Origin of the sequence: Paenibacillus sp. GCM10027630, from assembly GCF_042676305.1 — a bacterium.
GTDB lineage: Bacteria > Bacillota > Bacilli > Paenibacillales > NBRC-103111 > Paenibacillus_S.
In genome coordinates this window covers 95,474-114,084 of the sequence record NZ_JBHTGY010000001.1, presented here as the reverse complement: position 1 = coordinate 114,084, position 18,611 = coordinate 95,474, and the positions used below count along the sequence as shown (strand labels likewise).

The following is an 18,611-nucleotide window of genomic DNA, read 5'->3' as shown; positions in this document are numbered from 1 at the left end:
CTAATCTTCCCCTTGTCGGTCCGAATCTATGGTGTGCAAGGAACGTGGTCTTGATTTATTTTTGCCCCAAGGAATCCGGAATATCGCTCCCAACAAATCTTTAAAAATAAGTGGCGATATTGGCGACAGATAGGGCACGCCCAGGGAGCGTAGAGTGCTCATATAGCCAATTAACAGCACAATGCCCAGAAGGAGCCCAAACATCCCAAGAAACGAAGAAATGAAAAAAAGCACAAGACGAATAACACTAACCGATGCGCTTAACGATTGGCTGACCAATGTTGTCCCGCTGACGGCCGTTATTGCTCCAACGACGACGACACTTGGTGAAACCAAGCCTGCTCGAATGGCCGCATCTCCTATTATTAATCCGCCGACAACGGTCAAGGTTTGACCTAGGGAATTCGGCAGACGCAAGCCTGCTTCTCTAAAGATCTCTAACAATAACAATAAAATAAACAATTCAAGCTGCCCGGAAAACGGAAGGCCGATACGAGCCGAGGATATGGTTGCCATAAGCCTGAATGGAATTTGATCCGGGTGGAATGAAGAGAGTGCTACCCAAGCTCCGGGAAGGAGAATGGATAAACAGAAGCTGAATATCCGAATAAAGCGGGCAAAGGAAATATATTGGAAGCTAAAGTATAGATCTTCAGGCGATTTCAGCATAAGCAAAAAGGTAGCAGGACCAATTAATACCATCGGATTTCCGTCAACTATGATTACGAATCTTCCGGCAAGCAAGCTGCTGACCGCCTTATCTGGCCGGCCTGTATAGTCTAGCAAAGGCATCAAAGAGTACTTGTTATCGGTAATCGTCTCTTCGAGCTGGTTGATGCTAAACAGTCCGTCGATCTGAAGCTGGCTTATTTTCTTTTGGATTCTTTCCAATATTTCGGGAGCGATGATATCTTGAAAATATAATAAACCGACCTTTGTTTTGGTCCGTTTTCCTAGTGTATAGGTTTCATAGTAGAGGGAAGGGCTTCGAAGACGTTTGCGGATTAAAGCTACATTGACACTAATATCCTCGACGAATCCATCCTTCGGTCCTTTGATGGACACCTCCGTACTCGATTCCCCCGGAGTGCGCTGAGGACGATTGCAAGTGCACATTTTGTATAAAGCATTAGTTGGGGGAAACAGCAGCAGCAGATCCCCTTCAAAGATTAATTCGGATATTTGTTCAGATGTAGCGTTAGCTTCCAGAGGTATTAATGGCAAGCTGCCGTAAGTACGGTCTAGAAGCAGTTCTTTAAACCCATTTTGACGAAACAAATGCTCAAGCTCCGGAAGGACGACCTCTCCGATCTGACTGGTCTCGCACAATCCTTCGCTATATAAAAGAATGACTTCAGTTGATGAGATATCATTCTCAAACCGATAGCTTATGATTTGAACATCTGCCGAATGAGGGAATAGAGCTTTTATCTTGTGCTCATTCCAACTCTCTACGGGTTCAAGCATCTTCCCATTCATGCAATTTCCCCCTTAACGGTCTTAGAAAATAAAGAGATAGTGATGCAGACGATGGATAAAAAGAAACCAATCGCAAGTGAAATGGGCATGTAGTACCGATACATCCATAAATAGAAGGTATAACTGTCAATAGGGATCATAGAGAGTACACCATAGCAGATAGTGATGAAAAGTATAAATCGGTTTCGCTGCTTCGAACTTGGAAATGGCAATAATTCTGCAAGTAGAAATTGGGCGAAGCTGATTCGAATAACGGCACCGGAAAGCCACTGGAACTCGGATAAAAAATCGACATGCTCGATATTATTGCCTAATTTGACCAGCCGCCATTGCTCAAAGGGGGATTCAAATTGTTTGGCCGCTTCCTCCTGTCCAAATTCGGTAATGCCGCCAACAATCGGACCGATCGTAATATAAATCATGATAATCCCCAAAATTACGAGCTTCCAGGCGCGAAGGTTGGATTTCAATCGATGCTGGATGGCGATGATCATGAACATCTCGATAAATCCGCCTCCGGCATAGAGCATCCCGTGAATAACAGGCTGTAATCCATGCTCCATAACAGGCTGCAGAAGAGTATAGTCTTTACGAGGGGAATTCGAGAAAGAAACGAAATAACCCAATAGAACGACGATTGGAAGTAAGATTCCCGCACTCACGGCAATCATGCTAATGCCTGATTTGGCGTAATAATAACAAACCAGACATAAAGTAATAACCAAGATAAGCTTTGGAGTGGAAGGCAAGTAGTTGGTTATTGTCCATGTTGCGCTATGCAAGACAGTACTACCACCGATTAGAAACAGCTGCAGACAGATCGGAATTACTATCATCCATGACACAATAGGAGTTGTTTTTCGAGCTAACCAAGGCTGGAGCTTTTGTTGACCTGATTTTTTCATAAACCATACAAGAAGAGCGCACCATGGGAGAAATAAGGCTCCAGTAAATAAAACAGAAATCCAGGCGTCTCTTCCAGAGGCATCCAGGAGCATCGGGTTCACAATGACATGATTCGTCAGTCCATTCATTAGCATAAGGATCATACAGACCTGCAAAAAACTGATTTTCTTAAGTGACGTTTCCATTTCACATCCACCTGAAACTTTTATTTTGTATGGTTATATTTTTCCATTCGATGCAGTAAATATGCAGATCTTTACATTCGTATGTTTTTTGCAGCTCATTTGGAAAATGTCTGAAACCTTGTTATGATAAGAAGTGGCAAGTTATTTCCTATAGGGTGGAGGGATACGGATGAAGGATGAGACCGAAAAGAAGGGCAGTTACGAGCTAGCGACGTTTGCAGGAGGATGCTTTTGGTGCATGGTTTCTCCATTTGAGGAAATGCCAGGGATTCAGCGAGTCGTTTCCGGTTATACGGGTGGAAGCACTGTAAATCCCACTTATGAGCAGGTTTGCTCGGAAATGACAGGGCATGCGGAAGCGGTGCAGATTACTTATGATCCGCAGCTATTCTCTTATGAGAAGCTGCTCGATATTTTCTGGCAGCAAATCGACCCGACGGATGCAGGCGGACAATTTCATGATCGCGGGCGTTCTTATCGAACAGCGATTTTTTATCATAGTGATGAGCAGAAGCAGCTGGCGGAGGCTTCCAAGCAAAAATTGGAGCAAAGCGGACGTTTCAGCAAACCTATTGTGACAGAAATCGTTGAGGCGGGACCCTTTTACGAAGCAGAAGACTATCATCAGGGCTATCATCATAAAAAAACGATGCATTACAAGATGTACAGAAAAGGCTCGGGTCGTGATAACTTCATAGCCGCTCACTGGAATACTGAAAAGGATAAAGAGAAGCTAAGAAGCAAGCTGACCCCAATTCAATATGAAGTGACACAAAACAATGCAACCGAACCTCCTTTCCAAAATGAATTCTGGGATCATAAAGGTGCAGGCATATATGTGGATATCGTATCAGGCGAGCCGTTGTTCAGTTCACTTGATAAGTTCGACTCCGGCTGCGGCTGGCCGAGCTTCACCAAACCGTTGGTATCTTCAAATGTGAAGGATAAGCAGGATTTCAGCCATTTCATGATCCGGACTGAAGTGCGCAGCCGGGAGGCGGATTCGCATTTGGGCCACGTTTTTAATGATGGTCCCAAGTCAGCAGGAGGACTGCGTTATTGCATTAATTCTGCGGCGCTGCGTTTTATACCAAAGAATGAGCTTGAGAAGGAAGGCTATGGTACTTATCTGGGATTGTTCGACTCCGAATAATCCTAGATAAGGCTGTCTTAATAATAAACTTTATTTTGGAGGGATTTTCTGATGAAATATTATGCCGTTTTTTTACCTATCATTAATATTGAGAAAAGCCAGCAGTTCCGCCCCCAGCATCTTGAATTTCTTGAAAAGGGTCGTAATGAGGGCAAAATATTTGCTAGTGGCAAGTTTTCAGACGGTTCCGGTGGATTGGTTATTTACATAGCGGAATCAACGGATGAAGTTGTGGAAGTGGTCAGACAAGACCCTTATGTATCCAGCGGCGCAAGAGGCTACGAAATACATGAATGGGAAATCGTTACGAAAGCCGTTATTCCTCAATAAATCGGATATAAGTGATCTTGATGGCATTATTCATATTCCCTAATAGAGAACCGGCTCCCAGCACATGATGTGTGCAGGGGGCCGGTTTTTTTCGGATTGACACGGACAAGCTGAGGGAGTTATACTAATTACAATTAGCACTAGGTACTAATACTAGATAATAAATAAAGGAGCGTTGACCCATGTACTTACAACATGCCCGTATTACAGCTATTGGCACCTATGTACCGGAACGCATACTACGAAATAAAGATCTCGAAGACATGGTGGAGACAAGCGATGAATGGATCGTACAACGAACCGGAATTCGAGAGCGCAGAATTAGCGGCCCCAACGAATATACCAGTCACTTATGCGTAGCGGCGGTTCAAGATTTGCTGCACAGATATAATAAGACCGTTAGCGATGTTGATTTGATTATAGTTGCCACAAGCACACCGGATTTTCCTTTTCCAAGTGTTGCGGCAATTGTTCAAGACCGTCTGGGTATACAGACGGCTGCTGGTGCTATTGATTTAAGTGCAGCCTGTGCCGGTTTTGCCTATGCGCTGCATACGGCACACAGCTTCATTGCATCAGGGCTGCACCGCAAAATTCTGGTTATCGGAGCGGACACGATCTCGAAGATAACAGATTACACAGACCGAACAACTTGTGTGTTGTTCGGGGATGGAGCCGGTGCTGCATTAGTGGAGCAGGATGCAGAGCAATCAAGCTTCGAGGCCTATCATATGGGAACGGAGGGCAAGGGAGGTATCCATGTTTACCGCACCGGCATAGCCAACAAGCTCAATGAGGTGGAACTGAAGGACTCTAAGCTGCTCGTACAAAATGGCAAGGAAGTGTTTAAGTGGGCGGTGCGCACAGTACCGGATGGAATGAATGCTTTACTTGAAAAAGGTGGACGGAGTATGGATCAGGTAGATTGGTTTATTCCGCATAGCGCTAATTTGCGAATTATTGAGCCTGTATGTGAGAGAAGCGGGTTTCCCATTGAGCGAACCCTCTACAGCCTCGTACAGTTCGGCAATACATCTGCTGCAACGATTCCGCTTTCGCTTGATTTGGGCATTCGGGATGGGAGAGTAAAGAATGGAGACCGATTGCTGCTCTATGGATTTGGAGCAGGACTTGTACAAGCGGGCTTGCTATTGAAGCTTCAACTGGATCCGCAAATCAATGAACCTTTAATATCTTACTAATAATGAGTGTTCAATAAGTTTACTTCGTGATCAAAAGTTGAACTTTTTGAACAATCTCTAATAAGGAGCTGTTCCTATATGTCAAGACGTGTAGCTGTTACAGGTTTAGGAGTTATATCCCCACTGGGATCGGATGTTTCATCCTTCTGGAGCCGACTGGTTCAAGGGGAATCAGGAATCTCGCGCATTGAAGTGTTTGATCCATCTTCTTTTGCTACGCAAATAGCCGGTATTGTTACTGATTTTCATCCTGAGGACTACTTCGAGCCCAAGGAACTGCGGCATATGGACCGTTTTGTACAGTTTGCTGTAGCGGCGGGGAAGCAGGCTCTGACTCATGCTGATTTAAAGATTACGGAACAAAATGCGTTCCGCGTAGGAGTGTCCATTGGAACCGGGATTGGCGGAATTCAAACGACACTCGACAATCATAAAACTATGCTGGAAAAAGGGGCACGTCGCATCAGTCCATTCCTTATTCCCATGATGATCGCTAACATGGGATCGGCTCAGCTATCTATTCAAATAGGGGCAAAGGGGCCGAATACAACGCCTGTTAATGCTTGTGCTTCCGGAAATAATGCGATCGGAGAAGCCTTTCATCTTATCCGATGCGGCGCTGCGGATGCAATGATTGCCGGTGGGGCGGAGTCGCCGGTGAATGAACTGTCCTTTGGAGGCTTTTGCAATATGAAGGCGATGTCGACACGAAATGATGAGCCGCAGAAGGCTAGCAGGCCGTTCGATGCGAATCGTGACGGATTTGTGATGTCAGAAGGAGCAGGGGTACTTGTACTGGAGGAGTGGGAGCATGCTCGAGCTAGAGGCGCCACAATTCTCGCGGAGATTATTGGCTATGGGCAATCTGCGGATGCCTATCATATAACAGCACCTGATCCGGAAGGAACAGGCAATGCTATGGCTATGAAGGAAGCGCTTAGGGATGCTGGCGTACAGCCGGAGGAAGTCGATTATATCAACGTGCATGCAACCGGTACTCCGCTTGGTGACCGTGCAGAGGTAAAGGGAATCAAACGAGTATTTGGTGAACATGCGTACCAGTTGAAGGTGAGTGCTACGAAATCGGCGACAGGGCATTTGTTCGGTGCCGCCGGAGGGCTGGAAGCTGTAATTACAGTGAAAAGCTTGATGGAGGGCATTATCCCGCCAACGATTAACTTCGAGAACCCAGATCCGGAATGTGATTTGGATATTGTCGCTAATAAGGCGGCAGCTTCTCCGATTCAGTTGGCCATTTCCAACGGCTTCGGCTTCGGGGGGCACAACGCAGTCCTCGTATTTAGAAAAGCCTGATCTTTACGCGGTTTGTTGCCGAAGCGCAAACCGCGTAAACCTCTCCTAAACCTCGGTATCCTATGAACCGTACCTTGATCCTCCTTGCAGCTTCTCGCTTTTTCAACCACTATTTGACAACCTTCATTAAGTCCATTCATTCTAAAAAATAATGCTGAATATACAAAATGTGAGATTAATCTCCTAATAATGGATGAAAAAGTGTAAGATAGAGCTTGGGCAATATCCATTGGGAAATAAAGGAATCGGCTTATACGGCTGCGGAGGAGTTATGTCAAAATCAATTTTAGTTCTATTAACCGGTGATATCAGGTCCCTCGACCCGATATTGCAGGAGCAAGTATATGATCAGTTTTACCGCTTAGTGTACCCTAAGATTATGTATATAGTTAGAGATCACCCGGCTGCAGAGGATATTATTCAAGATACATTTATAAATCTTATCCGAAAAAGTCCCCATGATGTTGAAGAAGGAAGAATTATAGCCTGGCTGCGAACGGTCGCGCGTAATGCAACTATAAGTTATTTAAGAAAAAATAATAATAAACGGAACGAACTTCTTTCTGATGATGTCTATATAGATAATGCCATATCTTTTATGAGTTCTATCCATCCTTCAACTGAAGCTGAGGTGGAGGCCAAGCTAATGAAGGAAGCTATTGTACATTACATACAACAATTGAAGCCTATATACAGGCAAGTGCTGCATATGCGTTGGGTCGAGCAGCTTTCCTACAAGGAGATGGCTGAACGGCTGGATGTTTCGGAGGAGAAAATCCGCCAAACATTGTTCAGGTCAAGAGAAGCAGTCAAGCGTAAACTTCAGGATGATTGGAAGGTGAATGAGCTATGAATAAGTCAGAGTTTGATGCGGAGTTCGAGCGTTTGTTTGACGAAGCCGCAGAAAATAGCGAGCCTTTACCAACTGAATTTAATGCTGATCCATCAGCCTCCTGGCGTACCCTGCAGCAACGTTTGCAGAAGGAACAACGCAAAGCAGTCTGGCTTCGCAGAGCCAAGTGGGCCTCGGTTAGCGCCGCTTCATTGATCGCAGGAGCAATGCTGTTTAGCACATTGCATACAACGGAAGCGTTTCGACCTATGTTTGAAATGGTTTATAAAGCGAAGAACAATACCATTAACGTGAGCGTCCGAAGCACGGAGAATGCGTCTACCGAAGGAGCCAAGACGCCACCTCCGCCACCGGACGACATGCTTCCTCCTCCCAAGCTGGAGGACAATCGCGATTTACCGAATGAATCTGCTTTTCGCAGAGTGAAGGTTACACTGGAGGAAGCCGCTTCTGCAGCACAGTTTGCTATGCCCATTCCGGCTTACATTCCTTCGGGCTATATACTTCAAGAGGCGACCGTCCATATAACCTTGGGGGAATCAAAAGCGAGCGCTGTTAAGCTGGTTTACCAGGGAAGCGCAGATAATCAGGGACAACTGGAGATATTGTTCCGCAAACGATCCTTCAGCCCGAATGCGGATCGCCCGGATGGAATACGCACTTTTACCACCCCAGCAAAGGGTGGAGGGGAGCTGGAATGGAATAATCAAGATATCAATATTATTGTTCGGTCTGCTATGAATGAGCAGGAATTGAATAAGATCGGTGAAGGATTAAAGGTCAAGCAATAGGAGGCAACATGGACCTGAAATGGATGCTGCTGTTTAAAGGAAATGTATTTTCATTGCCGGTAATAGTGCAAAAAACATTGTTCGATCATTATATGGCTGTGCTTTCTGAACTAGACGAGCTGTCTTTATTGGAGAAAACAGCTGTTCAGAACAGTGCTGTTGACGTTTTTTTATGGGCGGCCAAGCACCGGCGTTATTTTCGATTGCTGGATGAGGAGCAGATCGTTGTCATGCTCAGAGAGCTCATGATGCAGCGGATCAGTAAGCAGCTGCCATTGGCTGCGACGCTTACGCCTTCGCAACAAGTGCCGCTTCATCCCAATGAAACACTGCTGCTTCTGCCTGAGGCTTGGGAGCAGGTCTTAAAACGAATACATAGACATAAAAAACGGCGTTTATTTAGTGAACGTCTCGGATCGGTAGGCTTTATGATCACAGCTCTTGTATTCGGGGGCTTTATATTCGGAATGGTTATGCCGATAGCGCCAGGCATGGAATCACAGGTTTCAGCCTCCACCAAATCCATTGCATCCTCAACGAACGGGGCATCCCCTAATCAATTGGTTGAAGGACCGATTACATTAACAGAACTGAAGCTCAAAGAGCAGGAGGTCAAGAACTACGCTGATTTTAAAATGTATGTTCCAGCCTATTTGCCTAGTGGTTATACATTTGATGAGGGATTAGCTTGGATTCGCGAAGGAGAGAGCAAGACGGATCATACGATGCTCGTTTATATGAATGATAAGAATCATTTACTAAGGGTAACTTATTATAAGCTTCACAAGAATGGTGTTCTGACTACAGGTTCATTCGGGCCGGAGTCGAGTAAGGAAATATTTATCCGCGGAACCAAAGCATTGCTCGTCACTTCAATAACTGAGAATAGTTTCATAAGGCTAGACTGGACAGAAAATGATACATTTATCAGCATTTTCGGCAGGGAGCTCGAAGAGGAAGAACTAGTAAAGATGGCAAAAAGCTTGAAATAGTGGAACATTTAGCAGAGATCATCAATTGGAGGGTTTGGAATGAAACTTCAAGGCAAGGTTGCAGTGGTAACAGGGGCAGCTTCAGGTATGGGGAAAGCTATTGCTATTCTTTATGCACAAGAAGGAGCTAAAGTCGTTGTATCCGATATTAATGTAGACCCAGCTAATGCAGTCGTTGAAGAAATTAAATCCAATGGCGGGGAAGCTATAGCTGTAGCAGCCAACGTTGCAAAAGAAGAGGACATTCAGAATTTAATTGACAAGGCAGTTACCACCTATGGCACATTAGATATTTTAGTTAATAATGCAGGAATAATGGATAATTTTGTTCCAGCCGCTGACTTGACAGACGAGCTTTGGGAAAGAGTTTTTGCCATTAACACAACCGGCCCTATGAGAGCGATACGCAAGGCACTTCCCATCTTTACTTCAAAAGGAAGTGGAGTCATAGTTAACATAGCTTCAGCCGGAGGTTTGATGGGCTCAAGGGCAGGAGCGGCATACACGGCAGCCAAACACGCGGTTGTCGGATTAACAAAAAACGTAGGATTTCAGTATGCGACGCTCGGTGTTCGTTGTAATGCTATTGCTCCAGGCGGAGTAAATACTAATATCAGCACCTCCATTAATAAACCAAATGAGTTTGGCATGGGCAGAGCAATGGCCGGAATGAACTTAAACCCAAGAGCCGGTGAACCCGAAGAGATCGCCAAGGTCGCATTATTTCTTGCTTCAGATGATTCGAGCTTTGTTAATGGTACCGTTATTACTGCGGATGCTGGATGGACGGCGTATTAAAGAGGGTGCTTGATACGTGGGCTCAAACAGTTGGGCAAGGCTCCTGAGCAACCTCAATAAATACAAAAAGCCAAGTTTGCATAAACTGCGAGCTTGGCTTTTTGTTATGAGTGCTTATTTTAAAATATTATCGATCTTGGCAAGCTCTTCACTGCTGAAATCCAGGTTGGCCAAAGCTGCTACATTTTCTTCAATCTGACTGACGCGGCTCGCACCAATTAAAGCGGAGGTAACTCGCCCTTCACGCAGCACCCAAGCGAGTGACATTTGAGCAAGGCTTTGTCCCCGTTGCTGGGCAAGCTCATTCAATTGGCGGATTTTCGCAATTTTATCTTCGGTTACATCTTTTTCTTTCAGGAAGCTGGTAGGGTTGGAGGCTCTGGAATCAGCCGGAATTCCCGTTAAATATTTGTTCGTCAGCAAGCCCTGAGCCAGTGGGCAAAAAGCAATGCTTCCTACGCCATGCTCCTGCAGCACGTCTTGAAGTCCGTTCTCTACCCAACGGTTCAGCATGGAGTAAACAGGCTGATGGATCAGCAGCGGAGTACCCAATCGGTTCAAAATTTTAACCGCTTCCTCAGTTTGCTCGGCTGTGTAGCTGGAGATCCCGACATAGAGAGCTTTTCCTTGGCGGACGATTTGGTCGAGAGCACCCATTGTTTCTTCCAACGGAGTATTAGGGTCAAAACGATGGGAGTAGAAAATATCGACGTAATCAAGGCCCATGCGTTTTAAGCTTTGATCCAGGCTAGCAATAAGATACTTTTTCGAGCCCCATTCTCCATAAGGTCCTTCCCACATCCGATATCCGGCTTTGGAGGAAATAATTAATTCATCGCGGTACGGAGCCAGATCCGACTTCATCATCGACCCGAACATTTCTTCAGCTGAGCCCGGTGGCGGTCCGTAATTGTTGGCCAGATCGAAATGAGTAATGCCTAAATCAAATGCGGCTCTAAGCATTGCTCTTCCATTCTCATATGTATCCACGCCTCCAAAGTTATGCCACAGCCCCAATGATATTGCAGGCAGCTGCACACCTGATCTCCCGCTCCGGTTATATTTCATAGATTGATAACGTTCTGAATTCGCTTGATAAGGCATTTTGAACCTCCTTTAGTAGGTTGAATCTGACATCCTGCAGGCTGGGCACATTGAATCCCAACAGCTGCAAAATTCAGCTTCTCTAATCAGTATAAGGAAAACATAGTTGCGAGAAAAGTACTGAAATTAATATGACTTAGTAACATTTAGGTAAGCAATGCGCCTTAGTATTCGATTTTCAGCTGCAAAAATGGTAAAGTATTAACTGTTGATATGATGGAGATGGAAAAAAAGGAGACAGCAGCTTTCATGATTATTTTGTTCATTTTGTTTTTAATTTTGATGGGGTCGTTTTTTAGCGGAGCGCTCGTGGCATTTTTTCAAAAGAAGACTAAACTCGGTTTTTTATTGCTGGTGCTTGGACTAATTACAGCGTTCTTCTTCTACTATTCTATTTATGCGGGTTGGGTAACACTGCCTGAGCAAAAACGGTAGATCCACACTAAGGTGAAGCGCAGTACAAATTTATTAGCAAAAAGACTATTCGAAATCGTAGTCTTTTTTTTGTTCAAAGGTTCTATTTTTCAATTATAAACAGGGGTATTTATTGAAATTTCATAAATAATTGAACGGGGATGACAAGATGATATTTTGGAAGAAAAGTGTAATTATTGCTGCTAGTGCAGCTGTAATGCTCGGGATCTCATGGACAGGGAGTTCTGCACAGGCAAGCGAATCTGTTGTATTTGACTCAACTACTGTACAAGCTAACGGTAAGAAATTTACCGTACAGTGGACAACCATCGACTTGTCGGACCCGTATATTCGGGTTATGCCAATAACGGCGGAAGCGGGTATCGGATATGTGGAAAGCTTTGCCGGAATGATTGAACGCAGTGATGCGGTTGCAGGGGTTAACGGCACATTTTTCGATGCTTATGAGCAGGATGAAAGCAAGAGGCATCCCAACGGCTTGATGATCAAGTCCGGGAGCTTTGTGAGATCAGGAGAAAACGTGGCGTTAGGTATCCAGACGGATAAAACGGCTCAAATTCATCAGATGCAAACAAAGCTGAGCTTTAAGGTAAAACACAACAATAACGTGTATACAGTTAATCCATGGGGAGTAAACACTTATTACGGTGATGATGCCGATCAAGTTATCGCTTATACAAGTGATTTTGCACAACAGATAGACAGAGCTGGTGGAACGAAGGCTGTAATAGAAGCTGGACGAATTACGTCATTGACGGAGGGTACCACAGTAGCTCCTGAGAATGGTTATGTAATCTATATTGGGCATAGTCCAAATAATGATAAAAATTTGCTGCCTAATCTGCATGAGGGCGATCAAGTTGAAATAGAAGCCTATGTGGCTGACGGCAGCGGTTCGAATGCTGTTCCCGTTGCAGAAGCGTGGGAAACAGCTATTGGGGCAGGGCCGAAGCTGGTAACGAACGGACAGGCCGATGTAGATTTTGAAAGAGATGGCTTTGATGATCCTAAAATTACGGGATCGGCTAATACACGCAGTTTTGTTGGTGTGAACGGGGAGGGGCGGCTGGTTATGGGAACTGTATCCTCAGCAACAGCTGTAGATATGGCGCAAGCCCTGGTAGAGCTTGGAATGGTAGAGGCCATGAATATGGACGGGGGGTCCAGCTCAGCCTTGTACGCCGAAGGGATGATGAAGCGCTCTCCTGGCAGATTGCTGAGTAATGCCTTAATAGTAAAGCGCTACGATGATCCGCAGGTTCAGGTAGTAGTGAACGGTAAATTCGTCAATGAAAATCGCGGTTTTATTAAGCAGGATGTGACCATGGTGCCGTTTCGTGGTATTTTCGAGCGAATTGGAGCTGGTTTCAAATGGGATGGCGAAGAACGTGTATTAACTGCCAAACGTGGTACAACTGAGCTGACTTTGCGTCCAGATGTACCGGAAGCCATTGTAAACGGCAGGGCGATCAAGCTTGAGCAGGCTCCTGTCATAGTGGATGGACATTTGTATATACCACTTCGTTTTGCAGGGGAGACGTTGGGGGCGAAGGTTAGCTGGGATCAGCTGCTGTATCGCGCAACGCTAGAGCTGAAATAAGGCTAGGTATTCTGTAAACACTACTAAACAAACACACATTTCATCGGTACTAGTCGGGTATCCCAACCTTTTTATATGGCTTCTACATACATATACAGTATAGCAGAGACAAGTATCCTGTATCAGGTATTAGAAGAACATTTGAAGAAGGAAGGGAACTCGATGGACAAAAAGAAACGGATGCGGGGACAGCAGGTTTCCATAAGCTCATCAAGAGGCAGTGCCCCGGGGAAAGCGGTAACCAAAGGACGCAGTGGCAATGCTCCAGCCAAAGCTTATAAGCCCTATAAAAAGATTGCTGCAAGACCGTCAAGAGGAAGCAGGAATTTCATTGAGGATGAGGATATGCAGATAGGACGGATTGAATCGGAACAAAACGTGGAAGCTTCAGCATCCGCAACTCCAAATACCGGTGCTTCCTTACTGGGCGGCTTCGGCGGGATTGACGGAATTATATCCATGATGGGCAAAGCCAACCAAATGATTCGTCTTTTTCAGCAAATGGGACCGATTATGAAATTGTTTGGCATGTTTGGCGGAGGTGCGAAGGTATCGACGGCGAGTGTCCGTTTGAACCGGAAGAACCGTTCATCTTACAAGTCTGGCAGCAAGCCTGGTAGTCGTTCAGTAGCAAATCGGGCAACTATAAAGTCAAGAAGCAAACGTTGAAGCGGGTACAGTAAAGGGCGGCTAATCAGAGATTAGCCGCCCTTTACTTGGATTGTCTGGAGGCAGCAGCTAGTTCTGCAAAATGCCTTCAATGGAGTTGATTACATCCTCGGACAGCACGATTCCGGAGGCTGCACAGTTCTCGATAACCTGCTCCGGACGGCTTGCGCCGACTAATGCGCTCGCGACATTCGGCTGTCTCAGAATCCAGGCCAAAGCCAATTGTGAAACTTTAATATTCAGCTCATCAGCAATCTTAATCAGCTGCTCGACCTTAGCCAAGGTGGATTCGGTAAGCTTCTCATCCCCCCAGCTTTTGCTTGCAGCCCGGCTGTCGGCGGGTACACCGGCGCCTGCACGGTATTTTCCTGTAAGAATACCTTGAGCGAGTGGTGAGAATACGACCTGGCTAATCCCTTTGGACAAGCCGGTAGGGATGACTTCTTTTTCAATATAGCGGTTAAGCATGTTATATACCGGTTGGTTAACAATGATACGATCCAGCAAATATTTATCCGCAATGGAGAGAGCTTCGACCATCTGAGCAGCCGTCCACTCACTGACACCAACGTACAGGACTTTGCCTTGTGTTACAAGATCATCTAGGGCGCGAAGCGTTTCTTCAAGCGGTGTCTCAGGATCGAAGCGGTGGCAGTAGTAAAGGTCAACATAATCCGTATTCAGACGCTTCAAGCTGGCATGGCATTGCTCGATCACATGTTTACGGGAAAGACCCCGGTCGTTAGGACCGTCACCCATAGGCCAGAACACTTTAGTAGCCAGTACATAGGAATCTCTGGAATAGGCGCTTAATGCCTTACCCATAACGAGCTCGGCTTCCCCACGTTCATATACATTAGCTGTATCGAAAAAGTTAACTCCCAAGTCATAGGCTTGCTCTATTGATTTAACCGACTTATCGTCTTCAACATAACCTCCATAGGTCATCCAGCTGCCCAAGCTGATTTCGCTGACTTTTAAGCCGCTGTTTCCAAGCTTACGGTATTTCATTGTTAAAGCACCTCCAACTATTTTTCGTAACATGATAGATTCAGTGCCAATTATAATTAACATTCTTAGGTTTGTTAAGTACTGAATATATATTGCCTTACTAACGCCTCAGTGCCATCCTTACCTCAAGGTAACTTAATAAAGACTAAGTCACTCCTTATATTTCAACAGATTTTTCTATAAAATGAAAAGGGAAGCCGAATAAGTGAATACATACCCAAGCAAATCTGAGAGAACGCTTACGTTATCGATTTTGTTCAAAAAAAGACCGAGTGAAGGCTTACGATGCTGGTTTCGCTGAAACCTTAGGAGGAGATAATATGATAAAACGACTTGGACATATTGCTCTTACAGTTGAGGACATGGAACAATCCTTGCATTTTTACTGCAATATATTGGGTTTTCAGAAATTGTTCGAGCTGCAGGATAAGGATGATAAGCCTTGGATTCAATATCTTAAAGTATGCGAAGGGCAATTTATTGAACTCTTTTATGGTGGGTTAAATAAGGTCGAGCCCGTGCAGAAGCCTATAGGCTATAATCATTTATGCCTTGAGGTAGATGATATTCATGAAATTGCCAATCATTTGAAAGCGAACGGCGTGACTCTGGATGTTGAGCCAAAAATGGGCAAGGATACGAACTTCCAATGCTGGGCTAAAGACCCGGATGGCAACCGTATTGAATTCATGCAATTAATGCCGGGAGCACCACAATTGTCTAATTAATCATTATAATGTCAGTTTCGCAGAGCGAAACTCTTGGGAGGATATTGAAAATGAAATACCGTACATTAGGAAAAACGGGCATTCAGGTGTCCAGCTTGTGCTTTGGAACGATGTCTTTCGGAGGAAACGCAGACGAGGAAACCTCGCGAGCAATGTTTCGGAGATGCAGAGAGGTAGGCATTAATTTCTTTGATTGTGCCAATGTATACGCGGGAGGACGTTCAGAGGAAATACTCGGCCGCTGTATTGCTGATTGCCGTGATGAAATCGTCCTCACTTCGAAGGTTAGTATGGCGATGGGCAGTGACATCAATGCCCGAGGGATGTCGCGCCGCAATATTATGCTGTCCGTTGAACAAAGCTTGAAACGACTGGGCACGGACAGGCTCGACTTATATTTCATCCATAATTTCGATTCCACTACAGCAATGGAAGAAACACTGCGGGCCTTGGACGATTTGCAGCAGCAGGGTAAAATATTGTATCCGGCGGTTAGCAACTGGGCGGCTTGGCAAATCACCAAGGCGCTGGGGATTTCGGATAAAGCGGGCTTGGCTCGTTTCGAATGCATCCAGCCGATGTACAATCTGGTCAAGCGGCAGGCTGAGGTGGAGATTTTGCCATTGGCTGAATCCGAGCAGGTAGGCGTTATTTCTTACAGTCCATTAGGTGGCGGGCTTCTAAGTGGGAAATACGGCAAGGATAAAAGACCTGCACAAGGCAGGCTCGTTGATCAGGAGATGTATGGCAAACGTTACGGCGAGCAATTGTATTATGATGTTGCAGAACGTTTTACCGAATATGCCGCAGAACGTGAACTGCATCCGGCAACTTTAGCTATTGCGTGGGTTATGTCTCACCCAGGTGTGACTGCACCGATTATCGGAGCCCGTAGCCTGGAGCAGTTGGAGCCTTCGCTTGCAGCCCTACAGGTCGATATGACACCTGAGTGGCGTAAAGAGATTGATTCTTTATCAATCACGCCTCCACCTGCGACTGACCGCAGCGAAGAGAAATGAAGCTGAGGAATATCGGCATCGTTGCTCATGTTGATGCCGGCAAGACGACAACAACCGAGCATATGTTATACGAAAGCGGCCGAATCCGCAGTCTTGGCAGAGTTGATATGGGAACGGCACAGACCGATTGGCTGGATGTAGAGCGGGAACGGGGCATTTCGGTTCGGGCTGCGACAACAGTATTCGAATGGAAGGGCTACAAGGTCAATTTAATAGATACGCCGGGTCATGTTGATTTTTCCTCCGAGGTGGAAAGGTCGCTGCGCGTTCTGGATGGGGCCATCTTAATAGTGTCTGCAGTAGAAGGGGTTCAAGCTCATACGGAAACACTATGGAATGCTTTGCGGACTCTTCAGATTCCCACCTTAATTGTCATAAACAAGATGGATCGGACAGGCGCTTCGGCTCAGCGGGTGCTTAACGAAATCCGCTCCGTATTAACTCCTGATGCCATTCCTGTGCAGTGCTATTCGGGTGAGGAAGATAGCTTTAGCCGCGTAAACAGCCTGTGGGAGTGGGAGTTTTCGCTTAATGGAAAAAGTGAGACTGAAGCTTCAGTAGAGCAAGCGGATTATGACTCCGTTTTGGAGCAGCTCGCTGAACATGATGACCAGCTGATGAAGCATTATATAGAAGGGGAAGAGGTTCCCCGGCAGGTGCTTTATGAGCGTCTATGCGGATTGGCAAAACAAGCGAAGGTTTATCCTGTCTTGTTTGCCGCGGCGAGCAAAGGGATTGGCATAAAGGAGCTGATGGATGCAGCGCTATCCTTCTTGCCTTCTCCATCGGGTAAAGTGGAAGATCCGTTATCCGGTGTTGTATTTAAGCTTGAGCGTGACAAAGTAATGGGAAAAGTAGCGTTAGTCCGATTGTATGCCGGACGTATTCAGAATCGCGATATGATTCATAATACTACGCAAGAGCTGGATGAGAAAGTAACGCAAATTCGTAAAATCCATGCAGGCCATTATGAAGATGTCGGCGTGCTGAACGCCGGTGATATCGCTGCCGTCTGCGGGCTAAGCCGAGTGAAGATCGGGGATGTTATCGGCAGCGCTGCTTCCGTGCCTCCTGAGCACAGGCTGACAATTCCGCTGCTGACCGTGCAGGTGCATCCGGCAAGCAATGCCGAGTACCCTCAGCTTGTAGCTGCCTTGCAGGAGCTCGCTGATGAGGACCCGCTGCTGGATTTGCAGTGGCATCAGCAGGAGCGGGAGCTGCATATCAAGATCATGGGGCCAATTCAGCTGGAAATACTCACCCATCAGCTGCATAGCCGCTTCGGCCTGCGTGCTGAATTCGGCTCGCCAAGTGTGATTTACAAAGAAACCCCATCCGGCACAGGTTATGGATATGTGGCTTATACGATGCCCAAACCTTGCTGGGCGATATTGCGGTTTCACATTGAGCCTGGCCCTCGCGGCAGCGGACTTCAATATACTTCCCAGGTTAAGCCGGAGGATTTGCTGTACAGCTACCAAAATGAGGTGGCGAGGCGAGTACCTGAGGCACTAATGCAGGGCTTGCAGGGTTGGGAAGTTACAGATCTTCGAGTGACGCTGGTAGAGGGACAGCATCATGTTTGGCATACCCATCCGTTGGACTTTGTACTGGCTACACCCATGGGAATTATGGATGGACTGGCGCATACAAGAACAACGCTGCTGGAACCCTATCTTCATTTTAGAATTACAGCTCCTCAGGAAGTAAGCGGTAAAATATTGAACGAATTGAACCTTATGCGAGCTGTATTCGAATATCCTGTTATAGCAGGTGAAAGATTTACAGTGGAAGGGCTTATCCCGGTTGCAAGCTCATTAGAGTTCCCAGTGAAACTAAGCACCTTGACCGGTGGGCGAGGTACCTATACAGCCCGATTCGACAGCTACCGGGAATGTCCTCCTGATGTTGATGCAGCAAGAACTCGCAGAGGTGTCAATCCGCTCGATACATCCAAATACATTCTTAGTATGAGAAGCGCTTTAGGCTCCACCAGGTAGCCCTATATTTAAATTATAAGAAAAATTGGCAGGAGGGGAAGT

Annotated in this window: 18 protein-coding genes; 14 read left to right on the top strand and 4 right to left on the bottom strand. The window is 45.9% G+C overall.

Going from position 1 to position 18,611, the window contains the following annotated elements:
- Together ACFQ0C_RS00630 and ACFQ0C_RS00625 are read right to left on the bottom strand one after the other, a co-directional pair.
- Window positions 1-1,479 (bottom strand): spore germination protein, encoded by a 1,479-nt coding sequence (locus ACFQ0C_RS00630; RefSeq protein WP_379362953.1) that lies wholly within the window; start codon window positions 1,477-1,479, stop codon window positions 1-3.
- Window positions 1,476-2,570, bottom strand: a complete 1,095-nt coding sequence (locus tag ACFQ0C_RS00625) for an endospore germination permease (RefSeq protein WP_379362951.1) — start codon at window positions 2,568-2,570, stop codon at window positions 1,476-1,478. The genes ACFQ0C_RS00630 and ACFQ0C_RS00625 overlap by 4 nt, the downstream gene beginning before the upstream one ends.
- 169 nt (window positions 2,571-2,739) lie before the next feature.
- Here ACFQ0C_RS00625 and msrA point away from each other — a divergent pair, with 169 nt between their 5' ends.
- The 8 genes from msrA to ACFQ0C_RS00585 all read left to right on the top strand — a co-directional run bounded on the left by msrA (window position 2,740) and on the right by ACFQ0C_RS00585 (window position 10,003).
- Window positions 2,740-3,723 carry a peptide-methionine (S)-S-oxide reductase MsrA gene (gene msrA / locus ACFQ0C_RS00620; RefSeq protein WP_379362949.1) on the top strand — a complete coding sequence of 328 codons (984 nt, stop codon included), beginning with the start codon at window positions 2,740-2,742 and terminating at the stop codon, window positions 3,721-3,723.
- Window positions 3,724-3,774: 51 nt separating this feature from the next.
- On the top strand, window positions 3,775-4,053 hold the full coding sequence (locus ACFQ0C_RS00615) for a YciI family protein (RefSeq protein ID WP_379362947.1): 279 nt from the start codon (window positions 3,775-3,777) through the stop codon (window positions 4,051-4,053).
- A gap of 182 nt (window positions 4,054-4,235) precedes the next feature.
- Window positions 4,236-5,255 carry a ketoacyl-ACP synthase III gene (locus tag ACFQ0C_RS00610; protein WP_379362945.1) on the top strand — a complete coding sequence of 340 codons (1,020 nt, stop codon included), beginning with the start codon at window positions 4,236-4,238 and terminating at the stop codon, window positions 5,253-5,255.
- Window positions 5,256-5,333: 78 nt separating this feature from the next.
- A complete protein-coding gene (gene fabF, locus ACFQ0C_RS00605) occupies window positions 5,334-6,569 on the top strand; it encodes a beta-ketoacyl-ACP synthase II (RefSeq protein ID WP_379362943.1) in 1,236 nt (411 codons plus the stop codon).
- A gap of 271 nt (window positions 6,570-6,840) precedes the next feature.
- Window positions 6,841-7,422, top strand: coding sequence for an RNA polymerase sigma factor (locus ACFQ0C_RS00600; RefSeq protein WP_379362941.1), 582 nt, complete (start codon window positions 6,841-6,843; stop codon window positions 7,420-7,422).
- Entirely contained in the window at window positions 7,419-8,213 is a 795-nt protein-coding gene (locus tag ACFQ0C_RS00595; RefSeq protein WP_379362939.1) for a hypothetical protein, read from the top strand. The genes ACFQ0C_RS00600 and ACFQ0C_RS00595 overlap by 4 nt, the downstream gene beginning before the upstream one ends.
- Before the next feature lie 8 nt (window positions 8,214-8,221).
- Window positions 8,222-9,205 carry a DUF4367 domain-containing protein gene (locus ACFQ0C_RS00590; protein WP_379362937.1) on the top strand — a complete coding sequence of 328 codons (984 nt, stop codon included), beginning with the start codon at window positions 8,222-8,224 and terminating at the stop codon, window positions 9,203-9,205.
- A 39-nt stretch (window positions 9,206-9,244) separates the two neighbouring features.
- Window positions 9,245-10,003, top strand: coding sequence for an SDR family oxidoreductase (locus tag ACFQ0C_RS00585; protein WP_379362935.1), 759 nt, complete (start codon window positions 9,245-9,247; stop codon window positions 10,001-10,003).
- A gap of 114 nt (window positions 10,004-10,117) precedes the next feature.
- On the opposite strand, the gene mgrA is transcribed toward ACFQ0C_RS00585, so the two are convergent.
- A complete protein-coding gene (gene mgrA, locus ACFQ0C_RS00580; protein ID WP_379362933.1) occupies window positions 10,118-11,107 on the bottom strand; it encodes an L-glyceraldehyde 3-phosphate reductase in 990 nt (329 codons plus the stop codon).
- 249 nt (window positions 11,108-11,356) lie between these two features.
- Between mgrA and ACFQ0C_RS00575 the strand changes: the two genes are divergently transcribed.
- The 3 genes from ACFQ0C_RS00575 (at window position 11,357) to ACFQ0C_RS00565 (ending at window position 13,811) form a co-directional block, all read left to right on the top strand.
- Window positions 11,357-11,542: a hypothetical protein gene (locus ACFQ0C_RS00575; RefSeq protein WP_258215571.1), complete on the top strand. Its 186-nt coding sequence runs from the start codon at window positions 11,357-11,359 to the stop codon at window positions 11,540-11,542.
- 148 nt (window positions 11,543-11,690) lie between these two features.
- Entirely contained in the window at window positions 11,691-13,142 is a 1,452-nt protein-coding gene (locus tag ACFQ0C_RS00570; RefSeq protein WP_379362931.1) for a stalk domain-containing protein, read from the top strand.
- A 162-nt stretch (window positions 13,143-13,304) separates the two neighbouring features.
- Window positions 13,305-13,811: a hypothetical protein gene (locus ACFQ0C_RS00565; RefSeq protein ID WP_379362929.1), complete on the top strand. Its 507-nt coding sequence runs from the start codon at window positions 13,305-13,307 to the stop codon at window positions 13,809-13,811.
- A 69-nt stretch (window positions 13,812-13,880) separates the two neighbouring features.
- On the opposite strand, the gene ACFQ0C_RS00560 is transcribed toward ACFQ0C_RS00565, so the two are convergent.
- Window positions 13,881-14,822, bottom strand: coding sequence for an aldo/keto reductase family protein (locus ACFQ0C_RS00560; RefSeq protein WP_258215568.1), 942 nt, complete (start codon window positions 14,820-14,822; stop codon window positions 13,881-13,883).
- Between the two features lie 320 nt (window positions 14,823-15,142).
- Between ACFQ0C_RS00560 and ACFQ0C_RS00555 the strand changes: the two genes are divergently transcribed.
- From ACFQ0C_RS00555 to ACFQ0C_RS00545, 3 genes are read left to right on the top strand one after another with little or no spacing between them, the layout of a single operon-like run.
- Window positions 15,143-15,550: a VOC family protein gene (locus tag ACFQ0C_RS00555; RefSeq protein WP_379362927.1), complete on the top strand. Its 408-nt coding sequence runs from the start codon at window positions 15,143-15,145 to the stop codon at window positions 15,548-15,550.
- A gap of 50 nt (window positions 15,551-15,600) precedes the next feature.
- Window positions 15,601-16,569 (top strand): aldo/keto reductase, encoded by a 969-nt coding sequence (locus ACFQ0C_RS00550; RefSeq protein WP_379362925.1) that lies wholly within the window; start codon window positions 15,601-15,603, stop codon window positions 16,567-16,569.
- Window positions 16,566-18,569 carry a GTP-binding protein gene (locus ACFQ0C_RS00545; protein ID WP_379362923.1) on the top strand — a complete coding sequence of 668 codons (2,004 nt, stop codon included), beginning with the start codon at window positions 16,566-16,568 and terminating at the stop codon, window positions 18,567-18,569. Before ACFQ0C_RS00550 ends, ACFQ0C_RS00545 begins: the two co-directional genes overlap by 4 nt.
- Window positions 18,570-18,611 lie beyond the last annotated feature (42 nt).